The sequence below is a fragment of the Pseudomonas sp. GW822-FHT03F08 genome (assembly GCF_058801265.1).
Genome location: NZ_JBXANC010000004.1, coordinates 161551 through 174969, shown reverse-complemented (window position 1 = coordinate 174969; position 13419 = coordinate 161551). Strand labels below are relative to the sequence as shown.

The following is a 13419-nucleotide window of genomic DNA, read 5'->3' as shown; positions in this document are numbered from 1 at the left end:
AGGGATCGAATGCATGCGTGCCTTAGCTGAATTCATCATGCGGGGGCGTATGCAGGCCACGCTGGTCGTGGCCGGATCTGCGGCATTGCCGCTGTTGTTCTGGTTGAGTGCCGCTGCAGGTTGCCTTGTGCTCCTGCGGCGCGGTTCGGACGCCTTGAGCGTCCTGGGTGTGGGAGTGTTGTCAGCGTTAGTGAGCTGGCACTACCTGAAAGATCCGACGGCACTGATTGTGTTGCTCGGGACCTGCGGTCTGGCGCTGGTTTTACGCGCCGGCCACACCTGGAATCGCGCGCTGCTGGTCAGCGTGGCCGTGGGATTGTTGATTGCCGTGAGCCTGGGGACTGTATTCAGTTCCTTCACCGAGACTCTGGCGCAGACGTTTGAACAAGTCTTGCCGCTGGCGATGGGTGAGGTCTACGAGAAATTCTCGGCAGACCAGAAAGCGATTCTCACTGCATTGGCGGTCCCACTGTCGATCATTTCGACAGCGGTGTCGTTGCAGGTTTTTAGCGTGCTGTGCCTGATTCTTGGGCGCTACTGGCAGGCGTTGTTGTATAACCCCGGCGGTTTCGGTCGCGAGTTTCGCGCCATCCGACTGCCGAAAAGCGTTGCGCTGTCGCTTCTGGCCGTCATGTGTGTGGCACCGTTCTTCGGTCTGCATGCCTTGGTCCTGTTGCCGTTGTGCAGCGTGCCGCTGTTCTTCGCAGGTCTGGCCTTGGTTCACGGGCTGGTGGCGCAGAAGCGGTTGGCCGGTTTCTGGCTGGTGGGGATATACGTGACGCTCGTGCCTTTCATGCACTTGCTCGGTCCGTTACTGGTGGTCTTGGCCATCGTCGACAGCCTGATTGATTTTCGCGGTCGTCACGTGTCGAAAGACACCGATAGCGCGAACGGTGAAGGTTAAAAGTTAAGAGGATTTTCACATGCAACTGATCCTTCTGGAAAAAGTCACCAACCTGGGCAACCTGGGTGACAAAGTGAACGTTAAGGCCGGTTACGGTCGTAACTACCTGCTGCCTTACGGCAAGGCTACCGCCGCGACCCCAGCAAACATTGCTGCGTTCGAAGAGCGTCGTGCCGAGCTGGAAAAAGCTGCTGCAGACCGTAAAGCATCGGCTGAAAGCCGTGCTGCCCAACTGGCCGAGCTGGAAGTGACCATCACTGCCACCGCTGGCGACGAAGGCAAGCTGTTCGGTTCGATCGGTACTCACGACATCGCTGACGCACTGACCGCCTCCGGCGTTGAAGTTGCGAAAAGCGAAGTTCGTCTGCCGAACGGCACCATCCGCAACGTGGGTGAATTCGACGTGGCTGTGCACCTGCACGCCGAAGTTGAAGCCACCGTACGCGTTGTCGTGGTAGCAGCTTAAGCAACACCTGATCGGCTGGCGGCTTGTCCGTCAGACGGTTAACATCGGGCACGATCCTGTTTACAGGTCGTGCCCTTTGTCTTTCTGTAATCCCTGCTTTTCCTGAATAAAAAGTGGCCATGAACGAAATCTCCGCTCCCGAGCAATACGATCTGCAAACCGCATCCCTGAAGGTGCCGCCGCATTCCATCGAGGCCGAACAGGCTGTACTCGGTGGTCTGATGCTGGACAACAACGCCTGGGAACGCGTGCTTGATCAAGTCTCCGACGGCGATTTCTACCGGCATGACCACCGTCTGATCTTCCGTGCGATCGCCAAACTCGCCGATCAGAACTCGCCGATCGACGTCGTGACCCTTTCCGAGCAACTGGACAAGGAAGGTCAGACTTCGCAAGTCGGGGGGCTTGGGTATCTGGTCGAACTGGCGAAAAACACACCGTCCGTCGCCAACATCAAGGCTTATGCGCAAATCGTCCGCCAGCGTGCGACGTTGCGCCAGTTGATCGGTATCAGCAACGACATCGCCGACGCCGCCTTCAACCCTGAAGGCCGTACCGCCGAAGAGATCCTCGACGAAGCCGAGCGGCAGATCTTCGCAATTGCCGAGGCGCGGCCGAAGACCGGCGGCCCGGTGGGCGTCAACGAATTGCTGACCAAGGCCATCGACCGCATCGACACCCTGTTCAACACCGCCGACGCGATCACCGGCCTGTCCACCGGCTACACCGACCTCGACGAGAAGACCAGCGGCCTGCAACCGTCCGACCTGATCATCGTCGCCGGCCGTCCGTCGATGGGTAAGACCACCTTCGCGATGAACCTGGTGGAAAACGCCGTTCTACGCAGTGAAAAGGCGGTTCTGGTTTACTCCCTCGAGATGCCAGGTGAATCGCTGATCATGCGTATGCTTTCGTCCCTCGGTCGTATCGACCAGACCAAGGTGCGTTCCGGTCAGCTGGAAGACGACGACTGGCCACGCCTGACCTCGGCGGTCAACCTGCTCAACGACCGCAAGCTGTTCATCGATGACACCGCCGGTATCAGCCCGTCGGAGATGCGCGCCCGGACCCGGCGTCTGGTGCGTGAGCACGGCGATGTCGGCCTGATCATGATCGACTACCTGCAGCTGATGCAGATTCCCGGCTCCAGCGGTGACAACCGGACCAACGAGATTTCCGAGATCTCCCGATCCCTGAAAGCCCTGGCCAAGGAGTTCAACTGCCCCGTGGTTGCCCTGTCGCAGCTCAACCGTTCCCTGGAACAACGTCCCAACAAGCGTCCGGTGAACTCCGACTTGCGGGAATCCGGAGCGATCGAGCAGGACGCCGACGTCATCATGTTCGTGTACCGGGACGAGGTTTATCACCCGGAAACCGAACACAAGGGCATCGCCGAAATCATCATCGGCAAACAGCGGAACGGCCCGATCGGCTTCATCCGTCTGGCCTTCATCGGCAAATACACACGCTTCGAAAACCTTGCGCCGGGCAGCTATAACTTCGACGACGACGAGTAAGTCCGTCCTCGTCTGACAGCTCCTGATATTTCCGACCACAGCCGTCGGAATTGGTCATTTTTTGTGCTATATTCCGCGCCCGCGATTTTTCACCTCAACACCGGTCATCGACATGCAAGCAGCCAAGCCGTTATTTGACTATCCAAAATACTGGGCCGAATGTTTCGGGCCGGCACCATTCCTGCCGATGAGCAGGGAGGAGATGGATCAGCTCGGCTGGGATTCCTGCGACATCATCATTGTGACGGGAGATGCCTACGTCGATCACCCGTCGTTCGGCATGGCGATCATCGGCCGGCTGCTGGAGTCGCAAGGCTTCCGCGTCGGGATCATTGCCCAGCCGAACTGGCAGTCCAAAGACGACTTCATGAAGCTCGGCGAGCCGAACCTGTTCTTCGGCGTCGCGGCCGGCAACATGGACTCGATGATCAACCGCTACACCGCGGACAAGAAAATCCGTTCCGACGACGCCTACACCCCGGGTGGCATGGCGGGCAAACGTCCGGATCGCGCGAGCCTGGTCTACAGCCAGCGCTGCAAGGAAGCCTACAAGCACGTGCCGATCGTGCTCGGCGGCATCGAAGCCTCCCTGCGCCGCATCGCCCACTACGACTACTGGCAGGATCGCGTGCGCAACTCGATCCTGATCGACGCCAGCGCCGACATCCTGCTGTACGGCAACGCCGAGCGCGCGATCGTCGAAGTCGCCCAGCGTCTGTCCTACGGTCACAAGATCGAAGACATCACCGATGTCCGTGGCACCGCGTTTATCCGTCGCGACACCCCTGCGGGCTGGTACGAAGTCGACTCCACGCGCATCGACCGTCCGGGCAAGATCGACAAGATCATCAACCCGTACGTCAACACCCAGGACACTCAGGCTTGCGCCATCGAGCAAGAGAAGGGGCCGGTTGAAGATCCGGAAGAAGCCAAGGTCGTGCAGATCCTGGCCAGCCCGAAGATGACGCGCGACAAGACCGTGATCCGCCTGCCGTCGATGGAGAAAGTACGTGGTGATGCGGTCCTGTACGCCCACGCCAACCGTGTGCTGCACCTGGAAACCAACCCGGGTAACGCCCGTGCCTTGGTGCAGAAACACGGCGAAGTCGACGTCTGGTTCAACCCGCCACCGATTCCGATGACCACCGAAGAAATGGACTACGTGTTCGGCATGCCTTACGCACGTATCCCGCATCCTGCGTACGGCAAGGAAAAGATCCCGGCCTACGACATGATCCGCTTCTCGGTGAACATCATGCGTGGCTGCTTCGGCGGCTGCACCTTCTGCTCGATCACCGAGCACGAAGGCCGGATCATCCAGAACCGCTCCGAAGAGTCGATCATTCGCGAAATCGAAGAGATCCGCGACAAGGTGCCGGGTTTCACCGGCGTCATTTCCGACCTCGGCGGCCCGACCGCGAACATGTACCGCATCGCCTGCAAGAGCCCGGAAATCGAATCCGCGTGCCGCAAGCCGTCCTGCGTGTTCCCGGGCATCTGCCCGAACCTGAACACCGACCACTCGTCGCTGATTCAGCTGTATCGCAGCGCCCGTGCGTTGCCGGGTGTGAAGAAGATCCTGATCGCCTCTGGCCTGCGTTACGACCTCGCGGTCGAGTCGCCGGAGTACGTCAAAGAGCTGGTGACCCACCACGTCGGCGGTTACCTGAAGATCGCCCCGGAACATACCGAGGAAGGTCCGCTCAACCAGATGATGAAGCCGGGGATCGGCACGTACGATCGCTTCAAGCGCATGTTCGAGAAGTACACCAAGGAAGCGGGGAAAGAGCAGTACCTGATTCCGTACTTCATCGCCGCGCACCCGGGCACCACCGACGAAGACATGATGAACCTCGCCTTGTGGCTCAAGGGCAACGGCTTCCGTGCCGACCAGGTGCAGGCGTTCTACCCTTCGCCGATGGCCACCGCCACCGCGATGTACCACTCGGGCAAGAACCCGCTGCGCAAGGTCACCTACAAGAGCGACGGCGTGACCATCGTCAAGAGCGAGGAGCAGCGTCGTCTGCACAAGGCGTTCCTGCGTTATCACGACCCGAAAGGCTGGCCGATGCTGCGTGAAGCGCTGATCCGCATGGGCCGCGCTGACCTGATCGGGCCGGGCAAGAACCAGTTGATTCCGACGCATCAGCCGGCCACCGACAGCTATCAGAGTGCCCGTCGCAAGAACTCGACGCCGTCCGGCAGCCATAAAGTGGCGAAGGATGTGAAAGAGAAGACCACCAAGATCCTCACCCAGCACACCGGTCTGCCACCCCGCGCCAGCGACGGCGGTAATCCGTGGGACAAGCGTGAGCAGGCCAAGGCTGCGGCATTCGCCCGCAACCAGCAGGCTGCCAAGGAGCGCAAGGACGCGGCGAAAGGCAAGGGGCCGAAGCCGACGAAGAAGCCTGTAGTGCCACGCTGAATCGTTGTTGATGTAAACAGAACGCCAACCTTCGGGTTGGCGTTTTGCGTTGTGCCTCGCAACATTTGCGTGCAACTGTGCCAAACCATTTCACCGCATCGCCCGATTTTGGTGCTGTACTGCCTTGAGCATTCCGGGAAAGCGCCCAAGCCTCTGCATGGCATAAGTCTTGCGCGCTTTCCAATACGCTTAGGCTCGCAGGAGGCACGCCGTGTCGATTCATGTCGCATTGCATCACGTCACGCATTACCGCTACGACCGCGCTGTCGAACTCGGCCCGCAGATCGTGCGTCTGCGCCCGGCTGCCCACAGCCGCACGCGGATTCTGTCGTATGCGCTGAAAGTCTCGCCCGAGCAGCACTTCATCAACTGGCAGCAGGACCCTCAGGGCAACTACCTGGCGAGGCTGGTGTTCCCCGAGAAAACCGCCGAGCTGCGGATCGAGGTCGACCTGCTGGCCGAGATGGCGGTGTTCAACCCGTTCGACTTTTTCCTCGAGCCCTACGCCGAGAAAATCCCCTTTGCCTACGCCGCCGATGAACGCAAGGAACTGGCGCCGTACCTCGAAACCCTGCCGCTGACGCCAAAACTCAAGGCCTACCTGGACGCCATCGACCGCACTCCGCTGCCGGCCGTGGACTTCCTGGTGGCGCTCAACCAGCGCCTGAGCGAGGACATCAATTACCTGATCCGCATGGAACCGGGCGTGCAAACCCCGGAGTACACCCTCGAACACGCCTCCGGCTCCTGCCGCGATTCGGCATGGTTGCTGGTGCAACTGCTGCGCAATCTCGGGCTGGCGGCGCGTTTCGTCTCCGGTTACCTGATTCAACTGACCGCCGACGTGAAAAGCCTCGACGGCCCCTCCGGCACCGAAGTGGACTTCACCGATCTGCATGCCTGGTGCGAGGTGTACTTGCCCGGCGCCGGCTGGATCGGCCTCGATGCCACCTCCGGGCTGTTCGCCGGGGAAGGGCATATCCCGTTGGCCTGCAGTCCCGATCCGTCCTCGGCGGCGCCGATCAGCGGTCTTGTGGAGCCTTGCGAATGTGAGTTCAGCCACGAAATGTCCGTGGAGCGGATCTGGGAAGCTCCTCGGGTCACCAAGCCCTACACCGATGAGCAATGGCTGGCGATCCAGGCGCTGGGCCGGCAGATTGATGCCGACCTGCTGGAAGGCGATGTGCGTCTGACCATGGGCGGCGAGCCGACCTTCGTGTCCATCGATGACCTGGATGGCGCCGAATGGAACACCGCCGCGCTGGGCCCGGACAAGCGCCGGCTCTCCGCCGAACTGTTCCAGCGCATGCGCAAACACTACGCGCCAAAAGGGCTGGTGCATTTCGGTCAGGGCAAGTGGTATCCGGGCGAGCAATTGCCGCGCTGGTCGCTGAATTGCTACTGGCGCCGCGACGGCCTGCCGATCTGGCACAACACCGCGTTGATCGCCGATGAGCAGCAGGACTACGGCGCCGATGGCGCATTGGCCGGGCGCTTTCTGGCGAGTGTCGCCGAACGCCTGAAACTGCCGACACGTTTTGTGTTTCCGGCCTACGAAGACAATTTCTATTACCTCTGGCGCGAGGGCGCCTTGCCGAGCAACGTCAGCGCCGAAGACTCGCGTCTGGAGGAGCCGCTGGAACGTGCGCGCCTGCGCAAGGTGTTCAGTCAGGGGCTGGACAAGGTCATCGGTCAGGTGCTGCCGCTGGCACGCACCGCCAAGGGCGATCAATGGCAGAGCGGGCGCTGGTATCTGCGCGATGAGCATTGCCGGCTGGTGCCGGGGGATTCACCGCTCGGTTATCGCCTGCCATTGGGTTCGCAGCCTTGGGTGAAGGCGGCGGAGTATCCGTTCATTCATCCGAACGACCCGAATCAGGATTTCCCCGAACTGCCCGACACGGCGCAACTCAATCGACACGATGCGTCGGCTGCGGCGGATGAACGGGCGCCAAAGATCGACGAATCCGCCGACTGGCTGACCCGCACCGCGTTCTGCGCCGAGGCACGAGAAGGCCGGTTGTATCTGTTCATGCCGCCGCTGGAACGGGTCGAGGATTATCTGGAACTGGTGGCCGCCATCGAAGCCACTGCCGAGGAACTGCACTGTCCAGTGCTGCTGGAAGGCTACGAGCCGCCGAGCGATCCGCGCCTGAGCAACTTTCGCATCACCCCGGATCCCGGCGTGATCGAGGTCAACGTCCAGCCGTCCGCGACGTGGGACGAGTTGGTCGAGCGCACGGAGTTCCTGTACGAGGAGGCGCGCCAGACCCGACTGTCCACCGAGAAATTCATGATCGACGGGCGCCACACTGGTACGGGCGGCGGTAACCATTTTGTGCTCGGCGGCGCGACGCCGGCCGACTCACCGTTCCTGCGACGCCCGGATCTGCTGCGCAGCCTGATCAGCTATTGGCACAACCATCCGTCGCTGTCCTACCTGTTTTCCGGACTGTTTATCGGCCCGACTTCTCAAGCACCGCGAGTCGATGAAGCGCGCAACGATGCGCTGTACGAGCTGGAAATCGCCTTCGCGCAAATGCCGGCGCCGGGAGAAGCGTGCGCACCATGGTTGGTGGATCGCTTGCTGCGCAATCTGCTGATCGACGTCACCGGCAACACCCACCGCGCCGAGTTCTGTATCGACAAACTGTATTCACCGGATGGCGCCACCGGGCGTCTCGGTCTGCTGGAGTTGCGTGCGTTCGAAATGCCGCCCCATGCGCGCATGAGCCTGGCTCAGCAGCTGTTGCTGCGGGCACTGGTGGCGCGGTTCTGGCGCGAGCCCTATGCGCCGCCGAAACTGGCGCGCTGGGGCACCGAGTTGCATGACCGCTTCCTGCTGCCGCACTTCATCGAACAGGACTTTGCCGACGTCATCGTCGAACTCAACAATGCCGGTTATCCGCTGCGTGCCGAATGGTTCGCTGCGCATCTGGAGTTCCGTTTTCCCAAGGTCGGCGATTACGCCGTCAACGGCATCGAGCTGGAGTTGCGTCAGGCCCTTGAGCCCTGGCATGTGCTGGGCGAGGAGGGCGCGGCGGGCGGCACGGTGCGTTACGTCGATTCATCGCTGGAGCGTCTGCAGGTCAAGCTCACGGGGCTGCCGCCGCAGCGTTATCTGCTGACCTGCAATGGCCTCCCGGTACCGCTGCAACCGACCGGGCGGGTCGGCGAGTTTGTCGCCGGTGTGCGTTTCCGTGCGTGGCAACCGGCCAACTGCCTGCAACCGACGATCCCGGTGCATGCGCCGCTGGTGTTCGACCTGCTCGACACCTGGATGCAGCGTTCGCTGGGCGGCTGCCAGTACCACGTCGCCCATCCGGGCGGGCGCAATTACGAGACGTTGCCGGTCAACGCCAACGAAGCGGAGAGCCGGCGCATGGCGCGTTTCTTCCGCATCGGGCACACGCCGGGGAAACTTCCTATACCCATTGTCGAAACGAACGACGAGCTACCGATGACTCTCGATTTGCGACGCTTTTAGATCGTACGCGACGCCCGGATTTTTCGTATATCCGGGCGTCATGTGCCTGCGTTAGTCTGACCGTTCCTTGCTGGCTGCCGAGCTTTCCATGCCTGACCTGCTTGACCGCTACCCGCTGACGGCGGGCACTTACCACGAACTGCTCGACGCCGGCGGGGCGGTGCGTCCGCACTGGCAGCGACTGTTCGACCAATTGCAGCGCAGCACCCCGACGCAACTGGTGCAGCGTCAGGCATTGCTGACCCGGCAGATTCAGGAAAACGGTGTCACCTACAACGTCTATGCCGACCCCAAGGGCGCGGATCGTCCGTGGGAACTCGACCTGCTGCCCCACGTGATCGCCGCTGACGAGTGGCAACAGCTGTCGGCCGGGATCGCCCAGCGCGCGCGCCTGCTCAATGCGGTGTTGGCGGATCTGTACGGTCCGCAGCGGCTGATCAGCGAAGGGTTGCTGCCGGCGGAGCTGGTGTTCGGCCACAACAACTTCCTCTGGCCCTGTCAGGGTATCTCGCCACCGGACGGGGCCTTTCTGCATCTGTATGCCGTGGATCTGGCGCGCACACCGGACGGGCGCTGGTGGGTGACGGCGGATCGAACCCAGGCGCCGTCCGGTGCCGGCTATGCGCTGGAAAACCGCACCATCGTGTCCCGGGCCTTCCCCGAGCTGTACCGGGACTTGAAAGTGCAGCATCTGGCCGGATTCTTCCGTACCTTGCAGGAAACGCTGGCCCGTCAGGCACCCTGCGACGATGACGCGCCGCTGGTGGTGTTGCTGACCCCGGGGCGTTTCAACGAAAGCTATTTCGAACATCTTTATCTCGCGCGCCAGCTCGGCTATCCGCTGGTGGAGGGCGGTGACCTGACGGTGCGCGATGCCACGGTCTACCTGAAAACCCTCAGTGGCCTGCGTCGGGTTCACGCGATCATGCGTCGGCTCGACGATGACTTCTGCGATCCGCTGGAACTGCGCACGGATTCGGCGCTGGGCGTTCCCGGGCTGCTTGAGGCCGTGCGTCAGGGCCGGGTGCTGGTGGCCAACGCGCTGGGCAGCGGCGTGCTGGAGTCGCCGGGGCTGCTGGGTTTCTTGCCGAAGATCAATCAGCACCTGTTCGGCGAAGAACTGATCCTGCCCTCCATCGCCACCTGGTGGTGTGGGGAGGCGCCGGTAATGGCCCAAGCGTTGGAAAAATTGCCGGAACTGCTGATCAAACCGGCTTTCCCATCCCAGAGTTTTGCGCCCGTTTTCGGACGTGATTTGAGCGAAAAACAGCGCCAGAGTCTCGCCGAGCGCATGCAGGCGCGGCCTTATGCCTATGTCGCGCAAGAACTTGCGCAACTGTCCCACGCGCCGATCTGGCAGCCCGAGGACGGCCAGTTGCAACCGCGAGCCATCGGCATGCGCATGTACGCGGTGGCCAGTCGCGACGGCTATCGAGTGCTGCCCGGTGGCCTGACCCGGGTGGCGGCCGAAGCCGATGCCGAAGTGGTGTCGATGCAGCGCGGCGGCGCGAGCAAGGACACCTGGGTGCTGGGCGAGCGGCCGCCAAGCGGTGAACAATGGAAGGCCCAGCGCAACATCGGTGTGCCTGATCTGGTGCGGCGCGATCCCTATCTGCCGTCGCGGGTGGTGGAAAACCTGTTCTGGTTCGGCCGTTACTGCGAGCGCTGTGACGACAGCGCGCGGTTGTTGCGGATCATGCTGGCGCGGTACGTCGACGGTGATGATCCGCAGGCCCTGCAGGCTGCCGTGGAGCTCGGTGAGCGGCTGATGCTGCTGCCAGACGAAGGCGAGCTGCCGGAGCGCCTGCTCGCGGCTTTGCTCGGCGAGGACTGGTCGTTCAGCTTGCGTTCCAACCTGCAACGCTTGCAGTGGGCGGCGTCGCAGGTGCGCGGCAAGCTCTCGCGGGAGAACTGGCAGGCGCTGGTGGAGTTGCAGCGCGAGGCGACGGAACTGGACACCGACGAGCCGGACTTTGGCGAGCTGCTGGATTTTCTCAACCGGCTGGTGATGTCGCTGGCGGCGCTGTCCGGGTTTGCCCTCGACGACATGACCCGTGACGAAGGCTGGCGCTTCCTGATGATCGGCCGGCGCATCGAGCGTCTGCAATTTCTCAGTAGCAGTCTCGCGGGTTTCCTGCGCGGCGCCGGGGCGTTCGATCAAGCGGGGCTTGAGTGGTTGCTGGAACTGGGCAACAGCAGCATCACCTATCGTTCGCGCTATCTGGCGGTGGCGCAGTTGATTCCGGTGCTCGACCTGTTGCTGCTGGACGAGCAGAACCCCCATGCGGTGTTGTTCCAGTTGAAACTGGTGACGCGCACCCTCAAGCGTCTGAACGATGATTTCGGTGTGCCGAGGGAGGCCGGGTTGCCAGAACTGGTCGAGCGTCTCGCGCGCTTCGACCTAGGGTGTCTGGAAAATCCCCTGTTCGGCGAATCCAGCGTACGTGCGGCCCTCGACGGGCTGGCGGATCTGCTGCAAGACATCGCCGACGCCAGCGGCCAGGTGTCCGATCGTCTGGCCCTGCGCCATTTCGCCCATGTCGATGATGTCAGCCAGCGCACGGTGTCCGTCTGATGAATGCCCACTACCAGATCCTTCACGACACTTGTTATCACTACGACAGCCCGGTCTCGCTGGCACAGCAGCTCGCACACCTGTGGCCCCGGGAATGCGCCTGGCAGCGCTGCACCGAGCAACAATTGCTGATCAGTCCGGAGCCGACCGCACGTCGTGACGAACAGGATGTGTTCGGCAATCCGCTGACACGCCTGGCGTTCGAACGGCCTCATGATGAATTGCAGGTCAACGCACGGCTGACGGTCGAGGTGCTGGCGAGGCCGGCGCTGGATTTCAATCTGTCCCCGGCTTGGGAATTGACGCGCAATGCGCTGACCTACAGCAGTCAGCCGTTGTCCGCTGAGCTGCTGGAGGCTTGTCGCTACCGGTTTCAGTCACCCTACGTTCACTTGAAACGCAGTTTCGTCGAGTTCTCCGAAAGCTGTTTTCCGCCTGGGCGACCGTTGCTGCTGGGCGTGCAGGCGTTGATGGAAAAGATCTTCGACGAGTTCACCTTCGATGCCGAGGCGACGCAAGTCGCGACTCCGCTGGTCGAGGTGCTGGAGCGGCGGCGCGGGGTCTGTCAGGACTTTGCCCACCTGATGCTGGCCTGCGTGCGTTCCCGAGGATTGGCGGCGCGCTACATCAGCGGCTATCTGCTGACACGGCCACCACCGGGGCAACCGCGATTGATCGGCGCCGATGCGTCCCATGCCTGGGTGTCGGTGTTTTGTCCGGTCTTGGGCTGGGTGGATTTCGATCCGACCAACAATGTGCAACCGGCACTGGAGCACATCACCTTGGCCTGGGGCCGGGACTTCTCCGATGTGTCGCCGTTGCGGGGGGTGATTCTGGGAGGGGGGAGCCATGATCCCGAGGTCCGGGTCACGGTGATGCCACTGAATGAGTGATGAAGCACACTGCAGGAGCGGGCAAGCCCGATCCTGCAGGTTTTGCGTTCAGTGGTCCTGCGGTGTTGCTCAGGCGTCGGGCGCCGGGTCTTTCGGTGCATCAACATCATCATCGGTCGCCACTTCACCGTCAGGGTTCAGTGCCGCTTCTTCAGCCATCTGTTTCTTGCGCTGAAGCTTTTCCTCTTTCTTCTGTTCCTTGGCCAGGTCACGTTGACGCTTGGCGAAGGAGTAATTGGGTTTGGCCATGGGCGATCCTCTTGGGTCGAAGGTGAGGTTGAGCGGCGCGTATTCTGCCCTGTATCGGTGCCCGGGGGTTAACCGGGTTTCTGGTCGACCCACTTTGGCGTGACGGTCGGCTGCCACTGGTCGAGAGCATCGAGCAGCGATTGCGGCGATTCGCTCACTTGCAGCATGTCACGGTGCGGTGCGCGAACGAAGCCTTCGCCGACGATGTGATCGAGAAATGCGGTGAGTTTGCTGTAGAAACCGTTCACTTCCAGCAGGCCCAGCGGCTTGCCGTGGTAGCCGAGCTGGCCCCAGGTCCAGACTTCGAACAGCTCTTCAAGCGTGCCGAGGCCACCCGGCAGGGCGATGAACGCATCGCTGAGCTCGGCCATCCGCGCCTTGCGGGCGTGCATGCCGTCGACGACTTCCAGGCGCGACAGGCTCTTGTGACCGATTTCCTTGTCCATCAGGCTCTGCGGAATGATGCCGATCACTTCACCGCCGGCCGCCAGTGCGGCATCCGCGACAATCCCCATCAGGCCGACAGCGCCACCGCCGTAGACCAGCGTCAGTTTGCGCTCGGCAATGGCTTTGCCGAGGGCGATAGCGGCTTCGGTGTACGCCGGGGTGGTGCCGGCGTTGGCACCGCAAAATACACAAACGGATGTGAGAGACATGCCTTCCTCCTGGGTCAATCCGTCACAGGGTAATGGCTGGCACGCCTTGATCCAAGGGCTAGACTTCGCGTTTCGGGGTTTCATAGGTGCCGCTGGCGCCACAGGCGTAGGCGGCGAGCAGGCTGCACAACAGACTGTTGAAGGACATGACTGATGCTCCAGATGAGAGTTGAGCCCTGAAGATACGGCCCGGCCAAACGTCTGGCTGTTAGATTGTTTCGATGAGTGTCATAGCCTGAAAGTTGTA

Annotated in this window: 9 protein-coding genes; 7 read left to right on the top strand and 2 right to left on the bottom strand. The window is 61.9% G+C overall.

Going from position 1 to position 13419, the window contains the following annotated elements; all coding sequences use genetic code 11:
* Window positions 1-13: 13 nt before the first annotated feature.
* From AC1RME_RS11300 to AC1RME_RS11270, 7 genes are all read left to right on the top strand, one after another.
* Window positions 14-904 (top strand): YybS family protein, encoded by an 891-nt coding sequence (locus AC1RME_RS11300; protein WP_096819811.1) that lies wholly within the window; start codon window positions 14-16, stop codon window positions 902-904.
* Window positions 905-923: 19 nt separating this feature from the next.
* Window positions 924-1370, top strand: a complete 447-nt coding sequence (gene rplI / locus AC1RME_RS11295) for a 50S ribosomal protein L9 (RefSeq protein ID WP_008078307.1) — start codon at window positions 924-926, stop codon at window positions 1368-1370.
* A gap of 119 nt (window positions 1371-1489) precedes the next feature.
* On the top strand, window positions 1490-2887 hold the full coding sequence (dnaB, locus tag AC1RME_RS11290) for a replicative DNA helicase (RefSeq protein ID WP_096819810.1): 1398 nt from the start codon (window positions 1490-1492) through the stop codon (window positions 2885-2887).
* Between the two features lie 112 nt (window positions 2888-2999).
* The gene (locus AC1RME_RS11285; protein WP_096819809.1) at window positions 3000-5312 is read left to right on the top strand and encodes a YgiQ family radical SAM protein; all 2313 of its coding nucleotides are present in this window, start codon (window positions 3000-3002) and stop codon (window positions 5310-5312) included.
* Between the two features lie 211 nt (window positions 5313-5523).
* On the top strand, window positions 5524-8799 hold the full coding sequence (locus AC1RME_RS11280) for a transglutaminase family protein (protein WP_493091227.1): 3276 nt from the start codon (window positions 5524-5526) through the stop codon (window positions 8797-8799).
* Window positions 8800-8887: 88 nt separating this feature from the next.
* Window positions 8888-11374: a circularly permuted type 2 ATP-grasp protein gene (locus AC1RME_RS11275; RefSeq protein ID WP_493091225.1), complete on the top strand. Its 2487-nt coding sequence runs from the start codon at window positions 8888-8890 to the stop codon at window positions 11372-11374.
* Window positions 11374-12267 (top strand): transglutaminase family protein, encoded by an 894-nt coding sequence (locus tag AC1RME_RS11270; RefSeq protein ID WP_096819806.1) that lies wholly within the window; start codon window positions 11374-11376, stop codon window positions 12265-12267. Before AC1RME_RS11275 ends, AC1RME_RS11270 begins: the two co-directional genes overlap by 1 nt.
* 69 nt (window positions 12268-12336) lie before the next feature.
* On the opposite strand, the gene AC1RME_RS11265 is transcribed toward AC1RME_RS11270, so the two are convergent.
* Window positions 12337-12516, bottom strand: coding sequence for a hypothetical protein (locus tag AC1RME_RS11265; protein WP_085732676.1), 180 nt, complete (start codon window positions 12514-12516; stop codon window positions 12337-12339).
* Between the two features lie 68 nt (window positions 12517-12584).
* On the bottom strand, window positions 12585-13172 hold the full coding sequence (locus tag AC1RME_RS11260; protein WP_273539032.1) for a cytokinin riboside 5'-monophosphate phosphoribohydrolase: 588 nt from the start codon (window positions 13170-13172) through the stop codon (window positions 12585-12587).
* Between the last annotated feature and the right edge of the window lie 247 nt (window positions 13173-13419).

Excerpts from the sequence above, each read along its gene's own strand:
- AC1RME_RS11300 (WP_096819811.1), top strand. The coding sequence starts at position 14 with ATGCGTGCCTTAGCTGAATTCATCATGCGGGGGCGTATGCAGGCCACG.
- AC1RME_RS11265 (WP_085732676.1), bottom strand. The coding sequence starts at position 12,516 with ATGGCCAAACCCAATTACTCCTTCGCCAAGCGTCAACGTGACCTGGCC.
- rplI (WP_008078307.1), top strand. The coding sequence starts at position 924 with ATGCAACTGATCCTTCTGGAAAAAGTCACCAACCTGGGCAACCTGGGT.
- AC1RME_RS11270 (WP_096819806.1), top strand. The coding sequence starts at position 11,374 with ATGAATGCCCACTACCAGATCCTTCACGACACTTGTTATCACTACGAC.
- AC1RME_RS11260 (WP_273539032.1), bottom strand. The coding sequence starts at position 13,172 with ATGTCTCTCACATCCGTTTGTGTATTTTGCGGTGCCAACGCCGGCACC.
- AC1RME_RS11285 (WP_096819809.1), top strand. The coding sequence starts at position 3,000 with ATGCAAGCAGCCAAGCCGTTATTTGACTATCCAAAATACTGGGCCGAA.
- AC1RME_RS11275 (WP_493091225.1), top strand. The coding sequence starts at position 8,888 with ATGCCTGACCTGCTTGACCGCTACCCGCTGACGGCGGGCACTTACCAC.
- dnaB (WP_096819810.1), top strand. The coding sequence starts at position 1,490 with ATGAACGAAATCTCCGCTCCCGAGCAATACGATCTGCAAACCGCATCC.